Source organism: Polyangium mundeleinium, assembly GCF_028369105.1.
Classification (GTDB): domain Bacteria; phylum Myxococcota_A; class Polyangia; order Polyangiales; family Polyangiaceae; genus Polyangium; species Polyangium mundeleinium.
On sequence record NZ_JAQNDO010000001.1, the window covers coordinates 8,875,588 to 8,901,264 of the forward strand.

General features: G+C 69.6%; 21 protein-coding genes and 1 pseudogene. 8 read left to right on the forward strand and 14 right to left on the reverse strand.

Features of this window, described 5'->3' with window-relative positions:
- Positions 1 to 59: 59 nt before the first annotated feature.
- From POL67_RS35110 to POL67_RS35160, 11 genes are read right to left on the reverse strand one after another with little or no spacing between them, the layout of a single operon-like run.
- On the reverse strand, positions 60 to 1,856 hold the full coding sequence (locus POL67_RS35110) for a DUF8588 domain-containing protein (RefSeq protein WP_271924989.1): 1,797 nt from the start codon (positions 1,854 to 1,856) through the stop codon (positions 60 to 62).
- Positions 1,853 to 2,524, reverse strand: coding sequence for a tetratricopeptide repeat protein (locus POL67_RS35115; RefSeq protein WP_271924990.1), 672 nt, complete (start codon positions 2,522 to 2,524; stop codon positions 1,853 to 1,855). The genes POL67_RS35110 and POL67_RS35115 overlap by 4 nt, the downstream gene beginning before the upstream one ends.
- A complete protein-coding gene (locus tag POL67_RS35120; protein WP_271924991.1) occupies positions 2,521 to 2,775 on the reverse strand; it encodes a hypothetical protein in 255 nt (84 codons plus the stop codon). Before POL67_RS35120 ends, POL67_RS35115 begins: the two co-directional genes overlap by 4 nt.
- Before the next feature lie 10 nt (positions 2,776 to 2,785).
- The gene (locus POL67_RS35125; RefSeq protein WP_271924992.1) at positions 2,786 to 3,562 is read right to left on the reverse strand and encodes a hypothetical protein; all 777 of its coding nucleotides are present in this window, start codon (positions 3,560 to 3,562) and stop codon (positions 2,786 to 2,788) included.
- Positions 3,562 to 4,728, reverse strand: a complete 1,167-nt coding sequence (locus tag POL67_RS35130; protein WP_271924993.1) for an AAA family ATPase — start codon at positions 4,726 to 4,728, stop codon at positions 3,562 to 3,564. Before POL67_RS35130 ends, POL67_RS35125 begins: the two co-directional genes overlap by 1 nt.
- Complete coding sequence (locus POL67_RS35135) at positions 4,725 to 6,719, reverse strand: ATP-binding protein (protein WP_271924994.1); 1,995 nt, start codon at positions 6,717 to 6,719, stop codon at positions 4,725 to 4,727. Before POL67_RS35135 ends, POL67_RS35130 begins: the two co-directional genes overlap by 4 nt.
- Entirely contained in the window at positions 6,716 to 7,639 is a 924-nt protein-coding gene (locus POL67_RS35140) for a hypothetical protein (protein WP_271924995.1), read from the reverse strand. The genes POL67_RS35135 and POL67_RS35140 overlap by 4 nt, the downstream gene beginning before the upstream one ends.
- Complete coding sequence (locus tag POL67_RS35145; protein WP_271924996.1) at positions 7,636 to 8,235, reverse strand: MPN domain-containing protein; 600 nt, start codon at positions 8,233 to 8,235, stop codon at positions 7,636 to 7,638. Before POL67_RS35145 ends, POL67_RS35140 begins: the two co-directional genes overlap by 4 nt.
- Entirely contained in the window at positions 8,232 to 9,629 is a 1,398-nt protein-coding gene (locus POL67_RS35150) for a ubiquitin-conjugating enzyme E2 (protein ID WP_271924997.1), read from the reverse strand. The genes POL67_RS35145 and POL67_RS35150 overlap by 4 nt, the downstream gene beginning before the upstream one ends.
- Entirely contained in the window at positions 9,629 to 10,699 is a 1,071-nt protein-coding gene (locus tag POL67_RS35155; RefSeq protein ID WP_271924998.1) for a HesA/MoeB/ThiF family protein, read from the reverse strand. The genes POL67_RS35150 and POL67_RS35155 overlap by 1 nt, the downstream gene beginning before the upstream one ends.
- Positions 10,696 to 11,280 carry a hypothetical protein gene (locus POL67_RS35160; protein WP_271924999.1) on the reverse strand — a complete coding sequence of 195 codons (585 nt, stop codon included), beginning with the start codon at positions 11,278 to 11,280 and terminating at the stop codon, positions 10,696 to 10,698. The genes POL67_RS35155 and POL67_RS35160 overlap by 4 nt, the downstream gene beginning before the upstream one ends.
- Before the next feature lie 64 nt (positions 11,281 to 11,344).
- Here POL67_RS35160 and POL67_RS35165 point away from each other — a divergent pair, with 64 nt between their 5' ends.
- The 5 genes and pseudogenes from POL67_RS35165 (at position 11,345) to POL67_RS35185 (ending at position 17,343) form a co-directional block, all read left to right on the forward strand.
- Positions 11,345 to 13,612 carry a WD40 repeat domain-containing protein gene (locus POL67_RS35165; RefSeq protein ID WP_271925000.1) on the forward strand — a complete coding sequence of 756 codons (2,268 nt, stop codon included), beginning with the start codon at positions 11,345 to 11,347 and terminating at the stop codon, positions 13,610 to 13,612.
- Positions 13,609 to 14,643 carry an AmmeMemoRadiSam system radical SAM enzyme gene (gene amrS, locus POL67_RS35170; RefSeq protein ID WP_271925001.1) on the forward strand — a complete coding sequence of 345 codons (1,035 nt, stop codon included), beginning with the start codon at positions 13,609 to 13,611 and terminating at the stop codon, positions 14,641 to 14,643. The genes POL67_RS35165 and amrS overlap by 4 nt, the downstream gene beginning before the upstream one ends.
- Entirely contained in the window at positions 14,640 to 14,849 is a 210-nt protein-coding gene (locus POL67_RS35175) for a radical SAM-modified peptide, FtsH ternary system-associated (protein WP_271925002.1), read from the forward strand. Before amrS ends, POL67_RS35175 begins: the two co-directional genes overlap by 4 nt.
- A 254-nt stretch (positions 14,850 to 15,103) precedes the next feature.
- Positions 15,104 to 15,664 (forward strand): annotated as a pseudogene (locus POL67_RS35180) (energy transducer TonB); the annotation flags it as partial.
- Between the two features lie 296 nt (positions 15,665 to 15,960).
- On the forward strand, positions 15,961 to 17,343 hold the full coding sequence (locus tag POL67_RS35185) for a TonB-dependent receptor plug domain-containing protein (RefSeq protein ID WP_271930941.1): 1,383 nt from the start codon (positions 15,961 to 15,963) through the stop codon (positions 17,341 to 17,343).
- 4 nt (positions 17,344 to 17,347) lie between these two features.
- Here POL67_RS35185 and POL67_RS35190 read toward each other — a convergent pair whose 3' ends face one another.
- The 3 genes from POL67_RS35190 to POL67_RS35200 form a co-directional block, all read right to left on the reverse strand.
- Positions 17,348 to 18,634, reverse strand: a complete 1,287-nt coding sequence (locus POL67_RS35190; RefSeq protein WP_271925003.1) for a hypothetical protein — start codon at positions 18,632 to 18,634, stop codon at positions 17,348 to 17,350.
- 54 nt (positions 18,635 to 18,688) lie between these two features.
- Positions 18,689 to 21,631 carry an FG-GAP-like repeat-containing protein gene (locus tag POL67_RS35195; RefSeq protein WP_271925005.1) on the reverse strand — a complete coding sequence of 981 codons (2,943 nt, stop codon included), beginning with the start codon at positions 21,629 to 21,631 and terminating at the stop codon, positions 18,689 to 18,691.
- A gap of 122 nt (positions 21,632 to 21,753) precedes the next feature.
- Positions 21,754 to 22,698: a class I SAM-dependent methyltransferase gene (locus tag POL67_RS35200; RefSeq protein WP_308789563.1), complete on the reverse strand. Its 945-nt coding sequence runs from the start codon at positions 22,696 to 22,698 to the stop codon at positions 21,754 to 21,756.
- A gap of 38 nt (positions 22,699 to 22,736) precedes the next feature.
- Between POL67_RS35200 and POL67_RS35205 the strand changes: the two genes are divergently transcribed.
- The 3 genes from POL67_RS35205 (at position 22,737) to POL67_RS35215 (ending at position 25,659) form a co-directional block, all read left to right on the forward strand.
- A complete protein-coding gene (locus POL67_RS35205; protein ID WP_271925007.1) occupies positions 22,737 to 23,468 on the forward strand; it encodes a DUF8692 domain-containing protein in 732 nt (243 codons plus the stop codon).
- Positions 23,465 to 24,529 carry a hypothetical protein gene (locus POL67_RS35210; protein ID WP_271925008.1) on the forward strand — a complete coding sequence of 355 codons (1,065 nt, stop codon included), beginning with the start codon at positions 23,465 to 23,467 and terminating at the stop codon, positions 24,527 to 24,529. The genes POL67_RS35205 and POL67_RS35210 overlap by 4 nt, the downstream gene beginning before the upstream one ends.
- 143 nt (positions 24,530 to 24,672) lie before the next feature.
- A complete protein-coding gene (locus POL67_RS35215) occupies positions 24,673 to 25,659 on the forward strand; it encodes a hypothetical protein (protein WP_271925009.1) in 987 nt (328 codons plus the stop codon).
- Positions 25,660 to 25,677 lie beyond the last annotated feature (18 nt).

Genomic DNA, 25,677 nt, shown 5'->3' on the forward strand with positions numbered 1-25,677 from the left:
AACACACGACTGCCCGAGGCGAAACGCCTTCACGTCGGCGACGCGCCGATTCCGTCGATCTATTCGCCGCGCGCGGCGCGTTCGTAGAGCTGGGCGGCCGCGCGGAGATCACCGATGCGCTCGTAGAGCTGCGCCGCGCGGGCGAGGTTCCCCGCGGCGAGCGCGCGCGTGGCCTGCTCGCGCATCCGCGCCGCGTCGATCTCGCCGTCCTGCACATCGAATTCGATCGGCAGCCTCCGGGCCGCGGCGCGCGCCTCGTCCGCACGCGCCCGCCGCTCGATCTCCGCGAGTTTTCGTGTCGCTTCGCCAAACGGCTCGGGGTGCATGGGCGGCGGCTCCGCGATCCACGCCGCCCAGGCCGGCGCGAGCGAATCGATCCGGAACACGAAGGAGCCGCCGCGCGTCACGACCACGAGCTCCCCCTCCTTTGGCCCGAACGCCCGGCGCCGCGCCTCGGGCGGCATGGCCGGGAAAAACCCGAGCCCCTGCTCCATATAAATCGCCCCCGGTCCGATCCGCGAGAGCGATAAGCCAAACGGCACGCGTGACGCCGTCTCGTCGGCCGCGAGGAGCAGGTGCCGCTCGTCTCCGAACGCGAGAACCACCGAATCCCTCGCCGGCAGCCGCAAAAGCCATTGCCGCGCCCATTCGAGCTCATCGGCGTCGAGCAGCACGGCGTCGCCCCGCGTCGCGCGCCCGTCGTGCACGAGCTCCACCTGGATCGGCGCCGGCAACCGCGCCGCCGTCGCTCCCATTTCGATCGGCGCCGCCGCGCGATCCGGCAAGGTCACGAGCGAGCCGCCGGAGACCATTTCGCCGAGCAGACGCAGGCGCGCGTGCCCCACGTCCACGGCGCCGAGCACCCATACCTCGTCCCGCCCCAAAAACGCCGCGAAAAACGGCGCCCACGCCGGCGCGTCGCACCGCGCATCCACGAAGAGCCGCGCATCTCCGCCGGCCGCATAGGCGACCACCACGCCCGGCAGATCCGCGAGCCGCGCGATCCACGACGCCGGCACCACGCCTTTCGGCGCGTGCACGCGCATCCATACAACGCCCGCGCCTTCCTCGGTCTCGACGAGCCCCCGCCGCTCCGCCGGCGCGAGCGAGACCACGAGCCCAAGCGCGAGACAACGCCCCACGACCCAGCGCGCGAGCTCCGGCGGCACCACGGCCACGACCTCGCTGCGCGCCCGCGCCCGCTCGGCGCGCAGCGACGTCGATTCGAGGAGCGAAGGCAATGGCGCCTTGCTCCACAACGTCCGCTCCAGCCGCTCCACGTCGCGCCCCGTGACCAGCACCGTACGCGATGGCCCTTGCGGCAAAAGGATCCGCGGCGGCATGGGTTTTCCATCGGGCAACATGGCGACCCACGCCCGCGGCTCGCCCAGGGTCGGCTCCTCGCCTGCGCCCGCGACGAGCCCCGTGAATGCTCGCCCACCGGCCAGACGCGCGAGCATCGCTGCTTTCTCGGGCGGCGCGGCCGCCTCGACCCATACTCTTCCTTGTGGACCTCTCCGACAAACCGCCCGCGCCGCGAGCCGCGCCCCGCCGAGCGCTCCGAGAAAGGCGAGGGCCTCGCCCGCGCCGGAAAACATGGCCCCGCAGAGGTTTGCCTCGAGCAGCGCCATGGCCTGCCCTGCCGGCGCCTGGACAAACTCCGCAACGGCCTCGGTTTGCGGAGGCGGAACCGCAGCCGGAGGCGGAATCGCAGCCGGAGGCGGTGGCGGCGGCAGCGGTGGCGGTGGCGGCGGTGGCGGCGGATCTTCCTTCGCCGCCGCCTCATCCGATCGCGCCACGTCACCTGCGCGCCCGAAGAGCTTCTGCCAGAACGTCGGGGGTTTGCCGTCGCTCATCCGGCGCCCGCCTCCTCATCCCGCGCGTGCAGCGAGAATGGCGGCGGCACCACCTCTCCGAACACCCGGGACGACCAGCGCTCCCATAACTCGTCCGCCTCGACCCCGCGCGGTGCAGCGGCGAGCGCGAGTGCCGACAGATCCGGCCGCCGCATCGATTCCCCGACCAGCACGGCCCATTCCGTGACGCACCGATACCCCGACGCCGGGGATACCTTCGCGAGATCCGGAAACACCTCGCGCAGCTTCTTCGCCGCCGCCGCGTGATCCCCGCGCGCCACGTCACAACGCGCACGCACGAGCGTCATCGACACCGTCTCGGCCACGTCGCGCATCGGCGCCGCGTCGATTACCTTTTCCGCATCGGCCAGGAGCCCCATCTCGTGCACGAGCGTCCAGGCCCGCCGCATCGGCAGCTCCGCCCGCGCCAGGCAACGCGCGGCCGGCTCCCATTTCCCCGCCGCGTGAAAACAGCGCGCCGCGTCCACCCATTGCTCCGCGCGCTGATAGGCCGTTGCCGCCTCAACAAACCGTCCCTTTCGCTCGAGCAGGACCCCGAGGCTCCCCCACGCCGCGGCCGCCTCGAAACACCGGAGCGCCTCGTCCTCGTCCCCGTTCGAGAGCCAGCACCGCCCGGCCGACGCCCATAATTCCCGCGGCGACGTCATTCGACCTCCGGCACCAGCGGCCCGCCCTCCGCCTCCTCGGCGGGTTCCTCGCGCGCGCCCCCGGCCTCACGCAGATCGGCGCCCTCCGGCCCCACCTCCCGCAGCCGCGGGAAAGCCGCGACGAACCGCCCCACCTCGGCGGCGATGCGATCGTGCTCGGCCTCGGGCAGGTGGCGATCCTGATCGTCCACCAGAAACTCCTCGACCTCCCCCGTCACCTTGTTGAAACGAAATCGCACGAGCGTCGGCATGGCGCGCCTCCTACCTCGGCAGCTCGAACTCGATTTCGAGCACGTCACCGTCCTCGTGCACCGAAATGCCCTGCGCTCCACGGTGCCGCGCCATGGCGAGCAGCGCGTCCCGGTATGCTCGCGCGAGCAGCGCGTGAAAGGCCCGCCGCGCCTCCGCGAAGACCCGATCCGCGCGCCCCTCCACCTGCCGCTGGAGCTCTGCTTGCCGCTCCGCCGCGCGCGCCTCGAAATCGGCCTCCGCCGCGCGCGCCGCCTGCGCCTCGACTTCCGCGCGCACGGACAGCTCCGCGTCGCTCGCCGCCTGCGCGACCCGCGCCCGCGCCGCCGCGTCGAGCGCGACCTGCGCCGCGGCCCGCGCATCCACGTCCGCCGCAGCCCGTGTCCTCCCGTTGTATCCGTCGTCGTAATAGGCCCCTGTCCCGCGCGCCGAGATCTCCTCCTCCACGCGCCCCGACAAACGCCTCTCCGCCTCGCCCCGCCCGACCACCTCCGCGCTTTGCGTCGCCACAATCGTCAAGCTCCGATCGTCCGGCGAATACAGCGCATATCCTCCCTCGATGGCGTACCGGTATCCCTCCGGCACCTCCCGCCACGCGAGATCCCCCGCGTCGAGCGCGCGCTCCAATGCGGCCAGGGCCGGCGCGCCGAGCGACGCCGCGAGCGATTGACGGATCCGCACCTCGCCGCGCACCGTCCCCGTCCGCGACGCCACGCGGCGCACCTCACGCTCCCATGCCTCCACGATTGCGCGTGTCGCCGTCACCTCCACCCGACGCGGATTGCACATCACGCCTCCTCGAGCCGCGCGAGCACGCGGCGCACGACGACCTCGATTCGTTCCCGGAGCTCCCGCCCGTCCGGGTGATCCAGAATCACCTCGCGCCGCAGGCGATTGAGCGCCATCAAATGCGCGGAGATCGCCGTCTCCCCGCGCAAGCTCCCCTCGCGCTCCTCCAGCGTCTCCAGGTCCGCGAGAATGTACTTTTGCCCTCGCGCCCGCGGCGCCTTCGCGCCCCCGGCCTCGGTGATCTGCGCTTCCACCACGCGTCGCAGGATCGGAGCGTCCGACGGCCGCGACCACACGTGCTTGATCGGCCACAGATCCTCGACCGCCGCCTGCTCCCGCCCCGCGACGAGCGCCGCGCCCGCGACGAGCCGGAGCCCCTTCACGATCCGCCGATCCGAAAGCTCCAGCCCCTCGGCCCGTGTATCTCGCAGGATCTGCTCGTACAGCGGCCGCACCTCCGAGAGCTTCACCTCCGCGAGATGATATTGCAGCCCCCGCACCGCCGATTCCTTCAACATCGGCACCACGGCCGTCCCCTCCCCGCGCTCGCTCCTCTTCGCCGCGTCGAGCCGCTCCACTTCCAGGTCCCAGCCTCGATCGAGCAATTCTCCGAGCCCCTCGTCCGGCGCCGGCGGGGCCAGCACCCGCAGCGCGAACCGATCGGCGAACGCCTTCAGCGTCGGATCGTCCGGCAGCTCGTTCGAGGCCCCGACGAGCGACATCAGCGGCACCCGCTGCCGGACGGGGCCATTATGAAACACCCTCTCGTTCACCAGCGTGAGCAGCGTATTCAGGATCGCGCTCCCGCCCTGGAACACCTCGTCGAGGAATGCGATCGTCGCCGAAGGCAACATCCCCTCCGTGCGCACGTGGTACCGCCCTTCTTGAAATGCAGGCAGATCCAGCGGCCCGAAAATCTCGGCCGGCTCCGTGAACCGCGTGAGCAGGTAATGAAACCGCGGCGCGTCGATCTGCTCGGCGAAACGCGTCAAGAGATCACTCTTCGCCGTGCCCGGCGGCCCGAGCAAGAGCACGTGCTCCTGACAAACCGCGCCGAGCACGAGGATGTCGACCGCCTCGTCCCGCAGAAAAAACTGCCGCTTCAGCTCCTTCGCGAGCCGCGACAGCCGCTCCACCGTCCGAAGGGTCGCCTCCGGATAACTCACGTCGATCCTCCTCCAGACGTCCCATTCCCGCCGGGGCCATTCCCCGACGCAAGCGTGAACAAGGCCCCCGACGGCCGCCGCGGCCCGGGCCCCGACGCCGCCCGCGCGGCGACAGCCACGATCGGCGCAGCCCCTTCGAGCCTTTGCTCGTCGGCCGCCGCGCGAATCCTCCCGACCAGAAACCCGAGCCGCTCCGCTGTCGGCTCGACCGGCGGCGTCTCGCAAAACAGCCCCACACACGCGTCGCGGAAAATCGAGCGGATCTGATCCCCGTTCATCCCGTGCGTCGCCTCCGCGATCACATCGAGCAACGCGGGGCTCGCCTCGATCCGAAAATGCTTCGCGTGCACCTCGGCGATGCGCCGCCGCGCCGCCTCGTCCGGCAATCCGATCGCGATCGGCTGAAACCGGCTCGGCCGGAGCAACGCCTCGTCGATGAGGTTCAGCCGGTTCGTCGTGCCAATCACCAGCATCGGCACGTCCGGCCGAAACCCGTCCATCTCCGTCAAAATCTGCGCGACGAGCGCATTTCCCGCGCGGCTCCCGCCATCGTCGCGCCCGCTGCGCTTGGCCGCGATCGAATCGAACTCGTCGAACACCACCACGCTCGGCGCGTTCCGGCGCGCCTCGGCGAAAATCGCGCGGAGCTTTCGCTCACTCTCGCCCACGTACATGTCCGTGACCTCCGGCCCCGACACGACGCGGATCGTCGCGTTCATCTGGTTCGCGATCGCCTTCGCGAACAGCGTCTTGCCCGTCCCCGGCGGCCCGTGGAACAAAAATCCCCGCGGGATGAGCTCACGCCGGAGCTTGTCGTCCGGGAGCTGGAACACCCCGGCGAGCAGCTTGATCGCCCGCGCGAGCAGGGCTTTTTCGTCTTCATATCCCCCGATGTCGTCCATCGTGACCTCGGGAATGACGAAATCCTCGGACGTCTGCGCCTTGAACACCCGGATCGACTCGTAGAGCCGGGCGACCCGCGAGGGGTTGTCCGGGCCATGCCCGCGCCGCGCCTCGATCTGCACGGCATAGGCCATCGCGTCACGCAGGCGGATCGGATTGAGCCCCGCGACCTGCTTGAAGAGCTCCGCCGCCTTGTAATCGGCGAACATCGCCCTTTCTTTTTGGGTCACGAGCGCCACGCCCACCGGGGCCCGCCGCCCCTCCAAAGGCACCTCCCGCGGCAAACCCGAGAGCGAGATCCGCACGGAAAACCGCGCCGCCACGACCTCCGGCACCACGAGCGACCGATCCACGAACGCGAGCAGCGGCCGATCCGGCGCCTCGTACAATAGCTCCGTGATCTCCCGCGCCTCGCTCGACATCCCGCGCTCGGTCGCCGCCACCAGCAGATCGAGGTGCGGCAGCACCAGCACCTGCCCCTCCTTCAGCCCGAAGATCAGCTCCCGCAGCCGCGCGATCTGCATCTGCCGCAGGCCCCGCGGCACGATCCCCGCCTCCGCGTCCTCGGGCGGCAACTCCAGCACCACCCGATCGAGCCGCGCCGCCGCCACGATCCGCGGCCAGAGGTGCCGCACGACGAGTTTGTCGCAAATGACCATGGCCGACAAACCGGCGTGCAGGAACGACGCGACCTGCTCGATCTCGTCGCCATAAGCGATCTCCACGGCCTGCGCCTCCGAGATCGCCTGCGGATGCCCCTCCGCCGCGGGCGCGGGCGGCGGCTTTGCCGCGGCTGCGGGCGCCCGCGGCGCGACGACCGGCGCGGATGCCTTCGGCGCGGCGTGTGCCGTCGCTGTCGGCAGCCGAAGCCCCGGCGGCCAAAACACCGGCGTCCGCTCGGAGATCGTCACCACCTTGATTCGCAGATCCGACACGCGCCGATCGAGCACCTCGGCGAGCGGCTCCAGCGACACGGCAGGCCACGCTTCGAGCAATCCGCGCAGCGTTTGATCCTGCGCATGAAAAAGCGCGTCCAGAAATGCCTCGGCATCCCCGAGCGGCGCGAGCGAGACGAGCGGCCGGCTCATGCATCCTCTCCGGCGAGGCGCGCGCCGAGCTGGAACAGCCGTGTCCCCTCGAGCATCCCTTCGAGATCGAGCCCGTGCCGCGTTCGCAAGAGCTCCGCGTGCGCCCGCCGGATCCGCCAGAGCGGCCCGTAAAACGCAGCCACTGCGAGCGCGTCCTCGATCTTCGCCTCCGGGTCCCCCCGCCCGAGGATCACCGCCCGCGCCGCCGAGATCTCCTCGATCACGCGCTCGCGATGAAACACGAGCCCCGCCTCGTACACCTCGATCACCAGATCGAGCAAGCTCGTTTCCCCCGTGCGCAGCCGCTCCATCGCCGCCGCGCGGAACCGCCGCACCTCGCGCGGAGCGCCCGGCCGCGCGAACGTTTGGACCACCAACCTTTTCCCGTCCGCGTGCCGGGCGAGCGCGGCGATCGTCGTGATCGTCTCGTCCTCCCCGCCGGGCGCGGGCCTGCCGAGCGCGGCCGTGAGCGGCGAACGCGCGCGCAGCATGTCTGCGAGGTCCGCGTCGATCGACGTCGCGAGCGCGCGCGCGCAGATCGCGTCCCGCAGCACGAGATCCCATGCCCCCGAGAGCTCCGGACAGGCCTCCGCGAGCGCCTCCGCCACGCCCTTCGTCTCCGCGAGCCCCACGGCCGCGGCGAGCACCACGCCCCCGGGCCCGAGCGGCCTTCCATCACCGAGCGGCGGCGCGCGCAGGCCGAGCTTCGCCGCGTGGATCGAGGCGAGCGCCGCCGCCGCATCTCGCAAGGGCTCGGGCGGCGTGAGCAGCGAGGGATACCCCATCTCCCCTCCAGGCGTTTTTCGCGGCCGCGCCCCGCCGGGCGCGCTTGCCCACGAAATCACCTCCGCCGCGATCGCCGCGGCCGCTGAGGTCCGGCCCGCCGTTCGTCCCGACGCACCCCGTTCGAGCTCGGTCACGCGAGCACCTCCACGGCGCAAGGCACCAAGAAATCGCCTTGCCGCGCGAAAAACGAAACCTCACGCCCCTCGGGATCCCGCGCCGGATCCACGCAGACGAGCGCCGCGACCTGCCAGGGCCGCCGGAACGTGGAGAAGTGCAGATCCCGGTCGACGACGGAGAGCCCTCGATCCTCCGGCCCCGCGACGAGGTGCGTGTGAAACCAGCCGAGGATCGAGGCCCCGTCCCGCTTCGCCTCGGCATGCCGCCGCATCGAGGCGAACGACTCCGGCGAAAACACGAGCGCGTCCGGCGCCTCCTCCGTGTGCTCGGCCCGGATCACCTCCGTCACCACGACGAGCCACCGCGAAGGCGCATCCGCGTCCCGGTGCACCTCGCCGAACAGAAACCCGCCTTCCTCCACCTCGCGCGAAAATCCCCACGAAACGCCGAGCGAATCGCGCACGTGGTCCCGGACGAACACGTCGACGGGCCCGCCTTCACGCGCCACCCCGGGCCACGCGCGTCCGCGCGGACCGAGCGCGCTCTTCGTTCGGAGGGGCGCCGGCGGCTCCTCGATCGGGGACACGCCGAACGCCTTTTTCGCCCGCATCATGCCGAGAGCCGCTCGATCCTCACGCTGCGCGCGCGCCGCGCCGCCCCGCCTTCGAGCTCGCTCCGCGAGCGCCCGCCGATCGCCATGATCGCGGCCTGCCCCTCGGACGAGGCGGCCCAGGCGTGGGCCTCGGGGTTGTAGAACTCGCGCAGCTCGTAGTTCCGGTACGACGCCATGTCGACGAGCATCTGACAAACCGTACCGAAATGCAGCCCCGGCCGGTAGCTCTCCGCGAGCACGCCCAGACAAACGAGCCCCGTCTTCGCGTCCACGTTCGGGTGAAACACCTCCCGCTGAAAATACGCCTCCGGCGCCTTCACCGGGAAATCGGGCGGCATCACCAGAAGCACCTCGTGCTCCTCGACCCGCCGCGGCGGCGATCCCGGGGCAAACCCCGGTGCGCGAAAGCGCACGAGATACTCCGTCGGCACGTCGAGCGCGTTCGCCTGCACCTCGAAGCCCGGGTGCGTTCCGGCAAACTCGAGGATCTGGTTCTTCACCATCGCGAGGCTCTCGGTCAGCAGAAACGGGTTCACGCTGCCCGCGCGGCGCTCCGGGTGAATTTCCAGGAGATCGAAGGGGCGCACGCCCGCGTCGTGCAGCGTCTGCTGCGAGAAGAGCCGCCTCGCCCCGCGCTCGCCGGGCCGCCGCAGATCCACGACGGGCAGCGCCTTTTCGCCCTTGCCCATGGGCCAGAACGCCTCCTCGTAGGCCCCGAGGATCGCCTGCGCCACGTCCACGAGCCGCGTCGAAGCCCGCACGTGATCGAGCACGAACCGCTGCCCGTCCGGCCCCTCGGCTTGCAGCGGATCGAGGAAATAATCGCGGAACGCGTGGCTCTCGCGCGCGACCTCCACGCGCATCGAGGGCTCGATCGAGGCGCGAAGCGACCGCACGATCGTCTCCGCCTCCTCCTCGCTCGCGCCTTCGAACGACACGCAGAGGCCTCCTTCCTCGCGGCTCACGAGATCGAGCGCCGCCCTTCGCCCGAGCGAGGCCGCGACGCCGCGCGACGCCTTCACGATCGCGAGGATCTGCTCGTCGCCGAGATCCTCCTCGGGCACGATTGAAATGGGCAACGCACGCGCGCCCGATTCCCGCGCAAAGGCCGCCTCACGCCCCTTGCCGCTCTTGCCGGGAAAGAGCCGCGACGCTTCGGCGAGCAGCGCCGAGACCCCCGCGCGCCCGCCGCCTTGCTCGACGATCTCGGCGACCTTCTGGAAATAGTCGTGCGCCGGCCCCTCGAACCGCGGCAAGCGCGCGCCATCGAGACCTGGCACGCCTGCGAGGATCGCGCCTCCGAGCAGCGTGAGCGCGTCCTCGCGTGTCGCTGCCACGCGCCCGAGCTCGCCTACGACCTCCGCCCTCTCCAGAAGAAGTCCCGCGTTCGACATCAGGAAAGCTCCACGTACGTGATTCCGACTCGACCGAGCACCGCGAGGATCTCGCGCGGCGCCACCCCCAGATCCGACAACACCGCCCCCTTGGGCGCGCTCTCGAAGAGGAGCGTCGTCCGCGCTCGCATCAACGTACCACAACGCGGACAGCCTCGGGTGGACGGCATGCCCCACGCCTCCTCGGCGTGATCCCCGCGCGGACATTCGAGCCTTTGCAAAAGCGGGCTCCACGCGAGCGGCCGCGCCCCCGGCCCGAGCGCCGCGCGAAGCGCGCCCACGGTCGCATCACGCCCGAGCGAAATCCGCGTCGCCTCTCCGATCGGCGCGTGCAGCGGGCAATCCGGCGCGCGCTGGATCCTGAGCGGCTCGGCCGCGCCGCGCAGCACGTCGATCACGACCGCGTCCGTCGCCGCCGCCTCGCCCATGATCACCCGCGCCGCGAGCGCGCTCGCCCACGCGCCCACGAGGCCCGCGACGGGCGCGCTCGACCCGAGCTCCGCAGGCCTGCGCGGATCCATGCAGCTCCACGGCACATCGCTCTTCGCGCGCTCCTCGGGCGAGAGCGCGCACGCGTAACACGGCCCGTCCGGATCCAGAAACGGCCGCACCTCCCCGCCCCACGCCGACGTCGCCGCGTCGATCCACCGCGCGCGCACGAGCCCCGCGCGCCCCGCGAGCGACATCCGCGCCGCGCGGCTATCGAGACACCCCACAACGAGCGACGCATCCCGCATCTCCGCGAGCCCCACACCCGAGACGAGCGCCGCTTGCCGCGCCTCCACGACCGTCTCCGGCGCGAGCGCGGCGAGCGTATCCTTCGCCGCCAGCACCTTCGGCCGCCCCACGTCCGCGGGCCGAAACAGCGGCGCACGGCTCAGGTTCGAGGCCGCGACAACATCGTGATCACAAAGCACGAGCTTTCCCACGCCCGCGAGCGCGAGCGCCTGCGCGACTACGTTCCCGAGCGCGCCCACGCCTGCGATCACCACCGTCGCCGCGGCGAGCCGATCCTGCCGAAACCCCGGCACGAGCGCGTGCCGCGCGAACCGCTCGGACAAACCACTCACGTGAGCTTCCGCGAGGTCACGGGGCAATGCTGCCCGATCTTGCTCTTCTGCCACTCGTCGAAGCAATACATCGTCCGGATCGCGTCGCGGTGCACGGCCCCGCGGCAGAGCGGCGCCTCGGGGCTGCACGGACAAACCACGACCTCGTCGAACGGCCGGAGCGTGTGCCCGCAGATCACGCACGAAGGCCGCCGCCCCGCCGGTCCAGGCGCCGCGAGCCGCGGATCCCCCGGCAAAAGCCGCACGAGCAGAAGCCCCTGCGGCGGCGGATGCGCGGACGCGACCCCCGCGTAAAACGCCTCGCGCTCCCGTGACGACACCGACGTCGAGGCCGTCTCCTCGTCCGGACAAACCCCGCCGTGACGCACCTCGTCCGTCGCCGCCGCCTCGGGCTCCACGGCGTCGCCGCGCCGAAACGTGTGCCCGCAGCGCGCGCAGGGTTTTCCCAGCCATGGCGAGCGGATCGTGGTCCGCGTGCTCCCCCCTGCCCCGGGTTCTTTGCGTGTCGGATCCCGCCCCTTTCCGAGGCCTCGATCGAACGCCTCGCAGAGGGCCACTTCCCCGGTGTCCCGCTTCGCCATCTGCAAAGAACCTTAGCAAATCCCCTCGGATTCGGATACACCCGGGAGTCGGGAACTCCCGGGCATGAGCGAGGCGCAGCACGCACGCAAGGCCACGCTCGACGCGTACGTGGCGCGCCAGGCCGCCACGGTCGGCCGCGCGCCCGTGGCCGAGGACGTCGCGACGATCGGCCCCGTCGGCCCCTTCAAAGGCGCCACCGGCGCGGCCTCGCTCGGCATCATCGACGATTTCTCCGAGAGTTACCTCGGCAAGGGCCCGGGCTCCGTCACCTTCGCCCGCGACGGCCGCTCGCTCTACTTCGGCCGCGACGACGGCAAGCTCCGGCGCCTCGCCCTGCCCGCGGGCACGCTCGTATGGGAGCAAAGCGAATCCGAATACGGACGTGGCATTCTGTGCGTCGCGGTGTCGCCCGACGGAAAACGAATCGCCTATGCCCGCAAGAGCGGCGACGTCCGTATCGCCGACGCCGAGACTGGTAAGACCCTCCGCGAAATCAAGGGCGGCAGTGCCGTCTTCGAGCTTTCCTTCTCGAAGGACGGCCAGTTCCTCGCCATGGGCGGCCAGGGCGGGACGCGCCTCCTTCACCTCACCACGATGGCCGAGACCGCGCTCGCCGCGAGCCATTGGACCATGTCCTATTCCGTCGCGTTCGCCCCCGAGGCGCCGATCCTCGCCGAGGGCGCGACGGGCGGAAAGCTCCGCCTCTGGAACATGCCGAGCGGGCTCCGCGCCGAGCACCAGCACCATCGAGGCGACATTCACGGCGTCGCCTGGTCGCCCGACGGCAACCGTCTCGTCACCGCGTCCGAGGACAAAGACGTCATCATCTGCGGCCTCGAGCCGAAAGATCCGATCCTCCGCCTCACGGGCCACACGAGCCTCGTCTTTTGCGTCGCCTGGTCCCCCGAGGGCCGCCGCATCGCCTCCGGCTCGGCCGATCGCACCATTCGAATCTGGGATGCGCACACCGGCCTCCCGCTCGCCCGGTACGAGTTCCCCGAGGAATTCGCCTACCGCCTCGCCTTTTCGCCCGACGGCGTCCTGCTCGCGTCGACGCACCCCTGCACGGCGCGCGTCTGGAACACGCGGGCCACCGTGAAAGCCGTGGCGCCCGCGCCGCGCCTCCTCAGCGCGGGCCCGCTCGCCGCCGATCTCGACCCTCTGCCCGGCGCGCTCGTCGCTTTGCTCCGCGTGAATCGCTCGGCCCCGCTCTCGCTCCTCCGCGAATTGCTCGCCCTCACCGCCGGACAAACCTCGTCGCCCGAAGCCCAGCGCCTCGCGCGCCACCCCGGTGCGAGCGCCCTCGCCGCGCTCCGCTGGCCTCCGCAGGCTCGCGTCGCGCTCATCTTGCTCCTGCTCCGCGAATACGAGGACACCTCGTTTTCCCCGCCAAATGACACCTCCGCCGCCGAGATTCGCTTTGCCCTCATCGACGCCCTCGCCGGCGGCGCCTCCGAGCCCGACGCGCCGCCCTTGCCCCTCGCGTACCTCGAACACGCCCTCGACGCCGTCGACGATCGCCTGCTCGCTTTGCTCGGCTCCCTCGGCCCCGAGGCGTGCGCCGACGATCCCACCCTGCCCCTCGTGATGCTCAGGCGCCTCGCCCAGCTCGCCCCTCGGATCGCCCTCGATCGCCGGCTCCTCGCCTTGCGTGTCCCCGCGCAAAGCCTCGGCGCCGCGGAGGCGCGGGGCCCCTGGCTCGAACCTTCGGGTTTTTCCTCGTCGGGCCATCCCCTCCAGCTCGTCTCCTCGCAATGGGCCTTGCCCGACGATCTCCGGCATTACCGTGCCCTCGCCGGTGGCCTGCTCTACCGCGCCCGCTTCGGTCGCGAGCCGCCGCGCCTGCGCCCCCTCGTGCTCGTCCTCGACGTCTCGCCCACCGCCTTCGGCCCGGTCGAGGCCATGCTCCGGCAAGCCGCACACGCCCTCGCCGCGTCCCTGCTCGACATCGGCCTGCCCGCCTATTTCATTGCGGCCGGCGGCAACAACGAAGCGCGGGCAATCGCCCACCGCACAGACCTCTTCGAAGTGCTCACAGCCCGCGCGCGAGAGCCCGTGCATACCGGAAAAACCCTGGCCCTCGCCGCCGAGCTTTGCGCCTCCTTGCCCATGCACGGTCCGCTCGAGCCCACGATCGTCCTCCTCTCGCATCCGTCGTTCGGCGAGGAGGACCTCGACGTCCCTGCGCCCAAGGACCTCGCCGGCTTTTTCGTCCATTACCCGGGCCACCCCCGGGAGCCTGCGTGGCAAAGGCGATGCAAACGCGCCGTCTGCCTCGGCCCCGACGACGAAGGTCTGCTCGCGGCGGCCCTCGGGCAGGTGCTCGCGTGACCTCGTCTCCGGAATGGCGCCCCGCGCGGTTTTACCGGACCGACGGCGCGCGCCTCACCTGCACCCTTTGCCCCTTCGCGTGCGCGCTCGCGGACGGCGATCGCGGCCGCTGCCACGTCCGGCAGAGGCGCGGCGACATGATGGAAACGGCGACCTACGCGACGTCCGTCCTCCACGCCCAGCCCATCGAGCGCAAGCCGCTGTATCACGTTCATCCCGGAAAAACCGTCCTCACCGTGGCCGCGCCGGGCTGCACGTTCGCCTGCACGTATTGCCAGAACTTCCCCCTCTCGCAGCACGGCCGTATCCCCGAGGCGCCGTGGACCGCGCGGCCCATCACGGCGCGGGAGCTCGCCCGCGCGTGCGCGGAGAAAGACGCGCTCCTCGCCTTCTCGTACACCGAGCCCCTCCTCGCCGCCGAGCTCGCGCTCGACGTCGCCGAGCTGCGGGGCGACACCGGCCCCGCCATCGTTTGGAAGACCAACGGGTTTGTCACCCCGAACGCTGCCCGCCTCCTCGCGCCGACCCTGCTCGCCGCCAACGTCGATCTGAAGACGCCAACCGAGGTGACCCACCGCAGGCTCACGGCCGCGCCGCTCGCGCCCGTCCTGGAGGCCCTTTCCATCTGGAAAGAATGTGGCGTCTGGCTCGAAATCTCAACGCCGCTCATTCCGGGCCTGAACACGGACGACGCCTCGCTCCGCGCCCTCGCCGCGCTCGTTTATTCCTTCGGCGCCGAGACCCCGTGGCACCTCGTCCGTTTCCACCCCGATTACCGCCTCCAGGAAGCCCCCCCGACACACCCCGACCTCCTCCGCCGCGCCGTCGCCCTCGCGAAGGACGTCGGGCTCGTGCACGTGTACGTCGAGCGTGCGCTTGGCGAGGAGGGGCGCAATACATATTGCGCGGGCTGTGGCCAGACCGTGATTCGAAGGGACGTGTGGGCGCTCGCGGAGAACACCCTCCTTCACGGAACATGCCCCCATTGCTCACGGAAGGTCCCCGGGCGATGGGACGAGGTGTCGACATGACGAAACGCGAATTCGTCGAATCCCTGCCCGACCTCATCACGCCCGAGGAGTACGCGGCCGATCCCGAGGGCCGAAAGGTCAAGCTGCGCATCCGGCCGACGGCGGACGGCGTGGAGGTGATCGGCGATGCCGTCCGGCCCAAGGAGCTCGAAGAGATTCTGCTCGCCCTCGACCCGGCCGTCCTGCAGCAAATGCTCTGCGGCTAGCCTGCAAGTCCGGGCGTTCGTGGTAGGTTTGTACTCAAACCATGCCGTACCCGGGATCGCGTCCCCTCCGCGCGCACGAAACGATCCTCTCCCGCGCCCTGGTCGTCGGCGCAGCGGCGCTCGCCCTCGGCCTCGTCACAACCCCGTCCCACGCCGAGCCCGCGAGCGAGCCGCCAGCCGAGACGACCATGCCTTCGCCGCGCGGGCCGACGATCCCGCCCTATCCCGAGGGCGCGACGGGCGACGCCGACGTCATGCTCGCCATTCTCGTGCGCTCCGACGGCAAGGTCACCGAGGCCCGCGTGATCGAAGGCCCCGAGCCGTTCGCCACCGCCGCGGCGGCCGCCGCCTCGTCGTGGGAATTCGAGCCCGCGCGCCGCAATGGAAAACCCATCAGCGCCCGCATCCGCTTCCTCGTCTCGTTCCGCGCGCCCGCCCCCGTCCCCGAGGCGCCCGCGCCGCCCGCAGAAACCTCCCCCACGCCCGCGGCAAACCCTGCCGCGCCCACCCCGACCGCGCCTCCGGCCAAACCCCCGGCGCCCGAGGCCATCGAGGTCCGCGTCCAGGGCGAACACCAGGCGCCGACGACGCGCACGATGTCGCGTGTCGAGGTCCGCCAGCTCCCCGGCGCGTTCGGCGATCCTTTCCGCGCCATCGAGGCCATGCCCGGCGTCACGCCCATCGCCTCGGGCGTCCCTTATTTTTTCGTGCGCGGCGCGCCGCCCGGCAACGTGGGGTATTTCCTCGACGGCATCCGCGTCCCGCTCCTCTTCCACGTGGCCGCGGGGCCGAGCGTCATTCACCCCGGCCTCGTCGATCGTGTGGATCTTTATCCCGGCGGCTTCCCTTCGCGGTATGGCCGGTTCACGGGCGGCATCGTCGCCGGCACCGTCCGCGAGCCCGAAAATCGCCTGCACGGCGAGGGCAACATCCGCTTGTTCGACGCAGGCGCGATGGTCGAGGCGCCTTTCGCGAACGGCCGCGGCGCCGCGCTCGTCGCCGGCCGATATGCGTATCCCGAGCTGGTCCTGAAGCTCGCTTCCCCGGCATCGAGCTCGGTTACTGGGACTATCAGGCGCGGATCCATTACGACCTCACGCCCTCGGACCGCATCAGCGTCTTCGCCTTCGGCTCGCACGACTACCTCGCGCAGATCGACGACGACGACGGCGAGAAGGAGGTCGTCGTCGCCGGCCAGTTCCACCGCATCGATTTTCGTTACGATCGGAAGCTCGGCAACCGCGGAAAATTGCGTCACGCGATCACGCTCGGTTACGACGAGAGCCAGGCCCGCGGCGGCGAGAACGCAGGCAAAACGTGGCTGCTCGGCTCGCGCACTGAGCTCACCTTGCGCCCTTCGGAAAGCGTGACCGTGCGCGCGGGCGCCGATGCGTACGTCGAGCGCTTCAAGATCGACATCGAGGAGGAGGACGACGACGCGCCGAGCCCGAACGACCTCGCGCTCATGCGGCAGCTCACGAGCCGCGACGATTTCACCGCCGCCCTATGGGCCGACGCCGTGATCCGCCCCCTGCCCGCGCTCGAACTCGTCCCCGGTGTACGCTCCGACATTTTCACGTCCGACGGCGTCGCCAAGGCGACCTTCGATCCGCGGCTCGCGAGCCGGCTCGAGGCCGGAAAACGCTTCACGATCGTCGGCGCGTTTGGCGTGTCGCACCAGCCCCCGAGCTTCCTCGGCGCGGCCCCGGGCCTCCAAATCGGAGGATTGCAGGGCGGCGTGCAAACGGGGCTCCTGTCGAGCGCGGGCGTCGAGATGGCCCTGCCCCTCGACATCACCGCGACCGTGACGGGCTTTCGTGGCGCGTTCTTCAACTTGAGCGATCCGATCGGCAATCGCCCGCCCGCGACCGAGCTCGGGTATGCCCGGCAGGCGGAGCTCCGCGGAACCGGCAGCACGTACGGCATGGAGCTTTATCTCCGGCGCAGCCTCTCAAAGCGCCTCGGGGGGTTCCTCTCGTATACGCTCTCGCGTTCGCTCCGCCATATCGGCAACCAGACATTCGAGTCGGCCTACGACCGGCGGCACGTCATGAACCTCGCGGCCTCCTACGACCTCGGCAGGAACTGGAAGATCGGCGGCCGCATCGTCTTTTACACGGGCTCGCCGATGATCCTCGATTACCGGGTCCGCCGCCGTGACCTCGGCCTGCCGGACGACCCCGACGAGGGCCCGGATCTCCCCGACACACCCGAGGACCACGCGCAACGCGAGGAGCTTCGAAAGCTGCTCGCGAACTACGTGCAGAGCCTCAATTTGCCCGATCGCCTGCCCGCGTTTTTCCGCCTCGACGTGCGTCTGGAAAAACGATGGACATTCCCGAACGGCCGCTGGATCTCGTTCACCGTGGAGGTGCTGAACGCGACCGCCGGCAAGGAGGTGACGCAATACGAATGTTCGTTCCAGGACGGATGCGCGCCCGAGGAGATCGGGCCGCTCGTGATCCCGAGTATCGGGGTCGAGGGTGGTTTCTAGCGAATCAAGGGCCCAGGACGAGATATCGGATGCCGATGTCGCTCGTCGTGTTGAACTCGTAAAGCGCGACGTGGATCCGGCCGACCCCGTCGCGGTCGAACGTGGCGCCGAGCGGGGAAAACCCCTCCGTCACGACGGCCTGCTTGGGCCCGCCGGGAACGGGCGCGGCGACGACGAGCTGTCCCGCGGTCGGCGAGGCGAACTTGACCCGCGAATAAAAGAGGCGCACGGCGCCTGCCTCGTTGGTCACGATTCCCAGCGGATACACCGTGCTGTCCTGTGGCACCTTTTCGAGGGGCATGACGGTCCACGTGTCCTTCCCTTCCCGCGTCACGTACACGAGCTCGAACGTGAAATCCGCGAGCTGGCGTAATGTGAGGATGTGGGGTTTGCCCTGGGGGTTCACGACGTCCGCCGCGGTGGTGCCCAGCACGAGGCGATACGCGTCCGCTTGCAGGGTCCCCGAGCCGAACGGCATGACGACCTCGTGCGCGAGCGGCGGCGCATGCCAGTGGATCTCCCACGCGCCATTCACGGCCTCCCACGCGATGAGGTGCGGCGCGCCCTCGGGCGAGACCACGACCGGGAACGGAAAGGGGGTCCCGCCCAGCGTTTCGACGGACCAGGACGAACCATATCGCCCCAAAAGGAGCTCGTCGCCGGGACCCCGGAACCCAGCGAAGAGCTCACCCGTGGGTCCGAGCGCGAATCCCCGGGCCAGGTGCGTGCCCTCCTCGGGGACGTCCTCGACGAGGCTCCATCCCTCCGCGGAAAACGACCACAACGAAGCCCCGAAGGCGCCGTCGTTCATGAGTGCGACCGGCAAATCCGGCGCAATGGACACGAGTCCGGCCGTGGCCGAATCGAACGGCGTCGGGGTCACCTGCCAGTCGCCCACGGCCTTGCGCACGGCGTAAAAACCCTTGTATTCGCCCGTGGCCGACGAAAAGAGGATCCGGGGGTGGCAGGACGCATCGAGCGAAAGCGCGGGGGCGTCGTTCCGATATGCGGGCGGGACGACGAGCAGCTCCTCTTCGAGGACCTGGCAAGGCGCTTCCAAGCCGCAAAGCGGCTGCGCGGGGCCCGATGGCTTCGTGAGCGGCTTGCACAGCGCAGACGGACCCGCGCCCAAACCCCCCACGCCGGACGAGCCGCCGGCGCCTCCGGAGCCGCCAGCGCCCGAGGCCCCGGCGCCGCCGCTCCCGGACGTGGAGGTGTCGATCGTATCCACCACGGGCCCGCAGCCCGCGAGCCCAGCCGAGAACCCAAGAAAGGCAAGCAGGTACTTCATGGGCGCATCGTACCAGGAGCCCGCCCGGTCCGCGAGGCGCAGGAAGAGCGACCTTCAGGGGCTCGACAAGATGGCGCCGACGTACCTGGACGCGTAACTCGACACGAGGAGATCCGGCAACGTGTCCCCGTTCAGCCGCCCGACGGCGAGCGAATACCCGGACCAGACGTACGGGAACGTCACCTCGGCGTTGAATTGCCCCGCCGCGTCCTGGAAGTGCAGCGGGATCTTTTGATCGAACGAGGCGACGCTCGCGATGTCGAGCCTGCCGTCGAGGTTCAGATCGACGAGGAAGACCTTCCGGAGCTGCTTGCCCGCGGGCACGAGCGTCGGCTCCGCGAGCTCGCCGGCCGGCATTCCCTTGAAGAGGCGCAGGTCCGCGAGATCCGTGAAGATGCTCGGCGCGACCACGAGATCGGTTTGTCCGTCCTGGTCGACGTCGCCGGCCGCGAGCGCGCCCACCTCGAAATCGCATTGCGTCGTGGCGAGCTTCGTGAAGGCTCCGTTGCCCTCGTTCTCGAATGTATCGACGCGCGTGCTTATCCCGAGGACGAGCTCGGGCAAACCATCCCCCGTGCGATCTACGAGCGTGGCGGAATCGACGTCGAACCCGAGGGCGATCGTGAACTTGGTCTTCGGCGAGAGTCCTCCCATGCCGTCATTGAGGAGAGCCTGGGCGTCGTAGGAGCCGACGAGGAGGACGTCGGCGTCGCCGTCGGCGTCGAGATCCTCGACGAAAAGCTCATGCGTCGCGTCGAGGACACCCGGCACCGGCACCGGCGCGCCGAAATGGCCTGCGCCGTCATTCGGGAGAACGTGCACCGCCTGCGTGCCGAGCGAAAAGGAGAGGACGAGGTCGAGCGAGCCGTCGCCGTTCATGTCCCCGAGCGCGACCCGTGACGTTGACTGTGTATTCGGCACCTGCACCGGCGGGAGGAGGTGCCCCGTTCCGTCGTTTTGCGCGATCCAAACGCCGCCGCCTGCGAGCACGGCGTCGTCGTCGCCATCGCCGTCCACATCGCCGAGCTGGATCGATTTGGCAGAACCGCTCGCCACCACGACCTGGCGCGGGACAAACCCTTGGGGTCCGTTGGACACGAGCGCATTCAGGCCGTACAGCGTGTTGAGGACGACGTCCTCGTCGCCGTCCTGCTCCAGATCGAGCGTCACCATGGGTCCGGTCCATACGCCTTCGGGGACCCATTGATCCGCGCCGAGCGCGAACGTGCCCGTGCCATCATTCGTCAACACGCTGAGCCCCTGCGGATCGCCGGCCTGGACATCCGCCGAGAGGAAAATGTCCTTGTCGCCGTCGGCATCGGCGTCGATCACGAGGGCCGGGGACGCGTCCTTGCCGACGGGCACTTCCTGCAGGGCAAACGTGAACCCGCCCGTGTTCCGGGCGATCACGATCTCGTCCTGCAATCCATCCGTCGTGAGCGCATCGAGCAGGCCATCGCCGTCGATGTCGTCGAGCAGCACGTTCGCGCTGAACGATCCGGCGCCCGTCGGAATCGGGACGTCGATCGGTTCGGCAAACGTAAAATTCCCCTGGTTCTGGTAGAATCGCAGCGAGCTGGTCGTCGGCGCGAACGTGGCGAGATCCGGATCGAGATCCCCGTCGAGATCCCCGGCCACGATGACATACCCCTCCGGGTTCGTGGAGATCGTCTTCGGCGGCCCGAAGGTGCCGCCCATGTTCTCGAGCACGACGAGGCCGCCGAGGACGTCGAGCATCATGGCGAGATCCGGATCCCCGTCGCCGTCGAGATCGGCGAGCGTGAAGGCGCCGATCGGCGGATTGGGCGTCTGTGTCTTGGTGAAATGGCCCGCGCCGTCATTTGTCCAGACAACGAGCGCGCTCGCCATGTCCTGACCGAACGTCATCACGACGTCCGTGTCTCCATCGGCATCCACGTCCCCGATTGCCACCGCGCGGATCGGGGACCCCGAGAAGATCGGTCGCGCGCCGAAGCTCCCGTCGCCGAGGTTCCGGAACCACACGAGGTTCTCGCTGTTCCAGGCGACAAGATCGACCCGCCCATCACCGTCGAGATCCCCCTTGCCCACAATCGTCAAGCCCGAGGACCCCGGGAACGCGGAAAAGCTCGTATAGCAGCGCTCGTCGGGGTTCGTCACGCCATCGCGGCATCCATCCGACTTGCAATCGTTCCCGCAGCCGTCGTTATCGACCGTGTTGCCGTCGTCGCAAGCCTCGGTCGGATCCAGGACGCCGTCCCCGCAGACCTCCAGGGTGCAGTTCGACCGGCAGCCGTCGCCGCCGAGGGTATTGCCGTCGTCGCACGCCTCGCCGATCCCGGTTTGCAGGATACCGTCGCCGCACGTCTCGAGCACGCAGAGGGCGTTGCATCCGTCGTCATCCTCGTTGTTGCCGTCGTCGCATTGCTCCTGCCCGCTGTCGTTGGCGAAGCCGTCCCCGCAAAACTCGAGCTTGCAGGCGGAATTGCAGCCGTCGCCGCCGAAGAAATTGCCGTCGTCGCACTGCTCGTCGCCTTCGAGCTCGCCGTCGCCGCAGAACGGGAGCCCCTGGCACTGGCTGTCACAAACGGCCGTATCCGGCGGATCGCAGGTCTCGTACGGCGCCTCGATCACGCCGTTGCCGCATTTCGCGAGCGTGCAGTCGTTGGGACACCCGTCGAGGTTGATGCCGTTCCCGTCGTCGCAATCCTCCCCCGGATCGACCACGCCATTGCCGCAGCTCTCCAGGTCGCAGGTCGCGCTGCACCCGTCGCCGTTCGCCTTGTTGCCGTCATCGCAATGTTCGAGCGGATCCACGACGCCGTTGCCGCACGCCTCGCCGCCCTGCTCGGGCACGCAGTCGGCGCTGCATCCGTCGCCGTTCTCGGTGTTGCCGTCGTCGCAGATCTCGGCCTCGCTCAGCTCGCCGTCGCCACACGCGGGGGGCTTCGTGGGGCCTTCGTCTCCACAGGCAATCGCGAGCAGAAAAAGCGGGGTGATGAGCAACGTCCTTCGCATGAGGCCTCCCGGAAATGAGGGAAAGGAAGTCCGCGCGAACGACGATTCCACAAGCCAAAGGCTCCGTCACGGGAATCCCGCGCCGAGCACGAATCGTGCGCCGATTCGGAGCGCCCCCTCGGTTACCCCGCGCGCCGCTCCAGGATCGCGAGGCGCTCCCATTCAAAAATGCCCTCGTATTCGGTCGACCAGTACCGCGGGGCCCAGGCATCCGCGCCCTCGTCGCGGAAGACGTCGAGCCCCGCGTCCCGTCCGAGCGCGGCGAGTTCTGCAGGCGCAACGAATCCACGAACGGGCTCGCCAATCACCCGCGCGGCCACGCGCCCGCCCACGAGCAAGATCCGCTCGATCCGGGGCTCGCGCGGGGGCACGTACGTGAGCGCGAGCCGGCTGCCCGGCGCGCTCGCCGCGCCGACAGCGTGGAGCGTGCCCGCAATGGCCGCGCGCGTGAGATACACGGTGACGCCCTCCCATATCCAGAACGAGGGCTCGTCCGCGGAAAAACCCTCCCGCGCGAGGGAGGCGCCGAGGTCGTCACGCTCGAAATCGACGGGCACGAGCCGCACTTCGCGCGCCTTGGGCTCGATCCGCGCCGCCCGCAAGCGCGCCCGTTTGTCGCGCTGCGTGCTCGGGTGATCCACCTCGAAGACGGCCGCGTCTCCGAGCTCGTCCATCCGATAGGCGCGCCCGTCGAGGCCCGCGCCGAGCACGACGAGCTGCCGCACGCCCGCGGCGAGGCTCTCGCGGAGCGCGTCGTCGATCGCCCGCGTCCGCAGCGCGACGTGGTACGTCATGCCGAGCGACGCGAGGCCGAGTGCGTGGTGGACGAGCCCGGTCGCGCGATCCGAGACCGCCGCGCGGGCCGCGAGGCGCGCCGCGAGCGAAAGCGGCCGCGGGACGAGCGCACCCGCGATGGGATCGTGCGCGCCGGCGAACGGAGCCGGAAGATCGGTGTAAAGCGCCCGGATCGTGGCCACGGCCATGGATGTCAAGCTGGGACGACCGTCGTGCACGAACCCTTGATACCACGAACGTGAGCCTTGCGCGTGGCCTCCGCGCGGGTGCATGATGGGCTCGATCGAAGGGCGCGCGTAGAGGCACCGAGATGGACGTCGTCCTGTCGAAATCGTGGCTCCGGCCGCTCCTTTTCGTGCCCATGGGCCTCGTGGTCCTCGCGGGCGTGCTCGTGGAGGTGCTGAAGCCCCTCTACGAGCTGCCGAGCCGTAGCGGGATCGTGCCTTTCCTGTCGATGAGTTACGAGGGCAACGTGCCGACGTTCTACACGGCGTCGCTCCTCGGGCTCACGTCGCTCCTGCTCGCGCTCGCCGCCGCAGCGACGCGGCGGGCGGGCGAGCGTTTCGTCGCGCACTGGTGGGGGCTCTCCGCGGGCTTCGCGTACATCGCGGTGGACGAGGTCTTCGAGTTTCACGAAATGGCCGGCACGTTCGTGGAGCTCTCGGGCGTCCTCTACTTCAGCTGGGTGATTCCAGCCGTGGTCGTGGTGCTCCTCGTGGGCCTCGTGTACGTCCCATTCCTGCGGCATTTGCCGCTGCGGACGAGGATCCGGTTCCTCGTCGCGGGCGCCATTTACGTGGGCGGCGCCGTCGGGATGGAGCTGCCGCTCGGATACTGGACCGAGCAGAATGGCACGCACAACCTCGGATACGGGCTCCTCGACGCGGTCGAAGAGTCGCTCGAAATGCTCGGGATCAACCTGTTCGTGCTCTGGCTCGTCGATCACCTCGCGGAGAAGGGCGTCACCCTGCGCTTCGCGAACCCGGCGCCCGAAGCGCCAGCCGAGCCCGCGCCCGAGGCCGAGGCCGCAGACGCACCATGACCACGCTCGAAGCGACGAGGCCCGCCGAGAGCGCCAAGAAGGCCCGATCCGTCTACATCGCGGGCCCCGTCTACGATTGGGTGTTTTTCCTGCTGCCGCCGATCGTCTCCGTGCTCGTCGGCGCGCTCGTCTCGGGCACGTGGATCGCCACGGACCGATTCTGGCTCGCGGGCAAGCGGGTCACCTGGAGCACGCTCCTGCTCGGCGTCGTCGTCAACGCGCACCTCGTCGCGGTGTTCGTCCGCAGCCACCTCAATCCGGACGTGTTCCCGCGCCACAAGGTCCGGTTCCTCGTCGTCCCGATCGCCGCGTTCGCCGCGATGATGACCTCGATGTGGGCCGTGGTGATCGCCACGGTGCTCGTCACGTTCTGGGACGTCTATCATTCGGCGCTCCAGACCTTCGGCCTCGGACGCATTTACGAGCGGAACCAGGGCAACGATCCCACCACGCTCCGCGGGCTCGATCTAGGCCTGAACCTCTTGCTCTACGCCGGCCCCATCGTCTCAGGCGCCACGATGCTGGCGCATTTCCAGAAGTTCGAGCTCTTCGAGGACGTCGGCGCCCTCTTCCTCACCGAGATCCCGACCGCGATGTCGTCCCACCAGCGCTCCATCGCCTGGGCCGTGATCGTCGGGGGAGGCCTCTTCCTCGTGTATTACGTGATCACCTACGTTCGCCTCGCGCGGCGCGGCCACGTGGTGAGCTTTCCCAAAGTGTTTTTGCTCGCCACGACGGGCCTCTGCTCGATCTGGGCGTGGGGCTGGAACCCGTTCGGGCAAGCCTTTCTCATCATGAACCTCTTTCACGCGGTGCAGTACTTCGGCCTCGTCTGGTGGTCCGAACGGCGCGTGCTCGTCCAAAGGTTGCGCCTCCAACAATTCCGGCTCGGCGCGCCCCTCGCCGCCGCCGTGTTCGCCTGCGTGACCCTCGCGTACGGCGCCGTCGCCGAAATCACCGCCGACGGGAGCCGCGCGCTCTGGAGCCTCGTCCAGACCGTGGCCCTGATGCATTTCTTCTACGACGGCTTCGTTTGGTCCGTCCGCAAACGACAAATATGACGCGTCCACACGTCGAAAGGCCACTGCCCATTCCAGTGACCAGGGGGCATTCCCACCCCGCACGCGCTCCGGAGGCCTAAAAAGGCAAGGATTCGTCGGGATGGATATCGCGGAGCGGAGCGATTCTGGGTAAGATGTTCGGGATGCGACTCGAAAAGCTCCTGCACTCCACGCTCGTCGCGCTCTCGCTCGCCGCGGTCGCGGCGCTGCCCGCGTGCTCGAAGACAGACGCCAAGGCCGAGGCCGAGGTGACGGCCGAGAACATCGCGGCCGAAGACGCGATCACGGAGCAACACGAAGCTGCCACCGTGACGTGGGCCGTCGCGCCGGAAGGCAAGGTGAAGGCCCGCTTCAAGGCGCCCGACGGGACGCCGCTCGACAACGACGTGGCCGGCACGGTCACCGTGAAGCCCGCGCGCAAAGGCGCGGAGCCCGTGACCGCGAAGCTCGTCTTCGACGCGAAAGCCGGCGTCCACACGGCCGAGATCCCCAAGCTCGAAGACGACCTCACCGAGGTCAGCTACGACGTCCAGGTGAAGGGCAAGCCCCTGAAGAGCACGCTCTACGTGCCCAAGGGCGGCACGCACGAGCTCGTCGCGACCGCGAAGCTCAACGCCGAGGTGAAGATCCCCGAGGGCAAAAAAGGCCCGAACGGCGGCATCCTGCAGATCGCGGGCGACGATCTCATCGAGGTCGCGGCCGACGTGAAGACGGGCGAGACACGCGTCTACGTGCTCGACGACGATCTCAAGCCGATCCCCGTCGGCAAGCGGAAGGTGAAGCTCGGCGTCGTGGCGAGCGGGCCCGAGTTCGTCGAGCTCGACGCAGAGCCGAAGGGCCTCTACTTCACCGGCAAGCTCGGCGTGAAGACAAACCCCCACAAGCTGACGGTCATGGTCTACCCGGAGGACACGCCGACGCCGGTCGTCGTGCTCTGCGGCTGGCACCCCGGCGCGGTCGTCGTCGTGGGCCCAAGCGCGCCCGTAGTGGGCCTGTTTGTCGTGGCGAACTGGGCCCCGGTCGTCGTCGTCCCCACCCCCGGCGTCATCGTCGTCGGCAAGGGCAAGGGCAAGGGCAAATGGAAGTGGAAGAAGAACCGCGGTCACGGCGGCGTCCACATCCACTTCTGAGCGTTCGTCCGCCGGGCG

Bases quoted from the DNA above. Each gene is read 5' to 3' on its own strand.
- POL67_RS35110 (WP_271924989.1), bottom strand. From the start codon at position 1,856: ATGAGCGACGGCAAACCCCCGACGTTCTGGCAGAAGCTCTTCGGGCGC.
- POL67_RS35115 (WP_271924990.1), bottom strand. From the start codon at position 2,524: ATGACGTCGCCGCGGGAATTATGGGCGTCGGCCGGGCGGTGCTGGCTC.
- POL67_RS35120 (WP_271924991.1), bottom strand. From the start codon at position 2,775: ATGCCGACGCTCGTGCGATTTCGTTTCAACAAGGTGACGGGGGAGGTC.
- POL67_RS35125 (WP_271924992.1), bottom strand. From the start codon at position 3,562: ATGTGCAATCCGCGTCGGGTGGAGGTGACGGCGACACGCGCAATCGTG.
- POL67_RS35135 (WP_271924994.1), bottom strand. From the start codon at position 6,719: ATGAGCCGGCCGCTCGTCTCGCTCGCGCCGCTCGGGGATGCCGAGGCA.
- POL67_RS35145 (WP_271924996.1), bottom strand. From the start codon at position 8,235: ATGATGCGGGCGAAAAAGGCGTTCGGCGTGTCCCCGATCGAGGAGCCG.
- POL67_RS35150 (WP_271924997.1), bottom strand. From the start codon at position 9,629: ATGTCGAACGCGGGACTTCTTCTGGAGAGGGCGGAGGTCGTAGGCGAG.
- POL67_RS35160 (WP_271924999.1), bottom strand. From the start codon at position 11,280: ATGGCGAAGCGGGACACCGGGGAAGTGGCCCTCTGCGAGGCGTTCGAT.
- POL67_RS35165 (WP_271925000.1), top strand. From the start codon at position 11,345: ATGAGCGAGGCGCAGCACGCACGCAAGGCCACGCTCGACGCGTACGTG.
- POL67_RS35175 (WP_271925002.1), top strand. From the start codon at position 14,640: ATGACGAAACGCGAATTCGTCGAATCCCTGCCCGACCTCATCACGCCC.
- POL67_RS35190 (WP_271925003.1), bottom strand. From the start codon at position 18,634: ATGAAGTACCTGCTTGCCTTTCTTGGGTTCTCGGCTGGGCTCGCGGGC.
- POL67_RS35195 (WP_271925005.1), bottom strand. From the start codon at position 21,631: ATGCGAAGGACGTTGCTCATCACCCCGCTTTTTCTGCTCGCGATTGCC.
- POL67_RS35200 (WP_308789563.1), bottom strand. From the start codon at position 22,698: ATGCACCCGCGCGGAGGCCACGCGCAAGGCTCACGTTCGTGGTATCAA.
- POL67_RS35205 (WP_271925007.1), top strand. From the start codon at position 22,737: ATGGACGTCGTCCTGTCGAAATCGTGGCTCCGGCCGCTCCTTTTCGTG.
- POL67_RS35210 (WP_271925008.1), top strand. From the start codon at position 23,465: ATGACCACGCTCGAAGCGACGAGGCCCGCCGAGAGCGCCAAGAAGGCC.
- POL67_RS35215 (WP_271925009.1), top strand. From the start codon at position 24,673: ATGCGACTCGAAAAGCTCCTGCACTCCACGCTCGTCGCGCTCTCGCTC.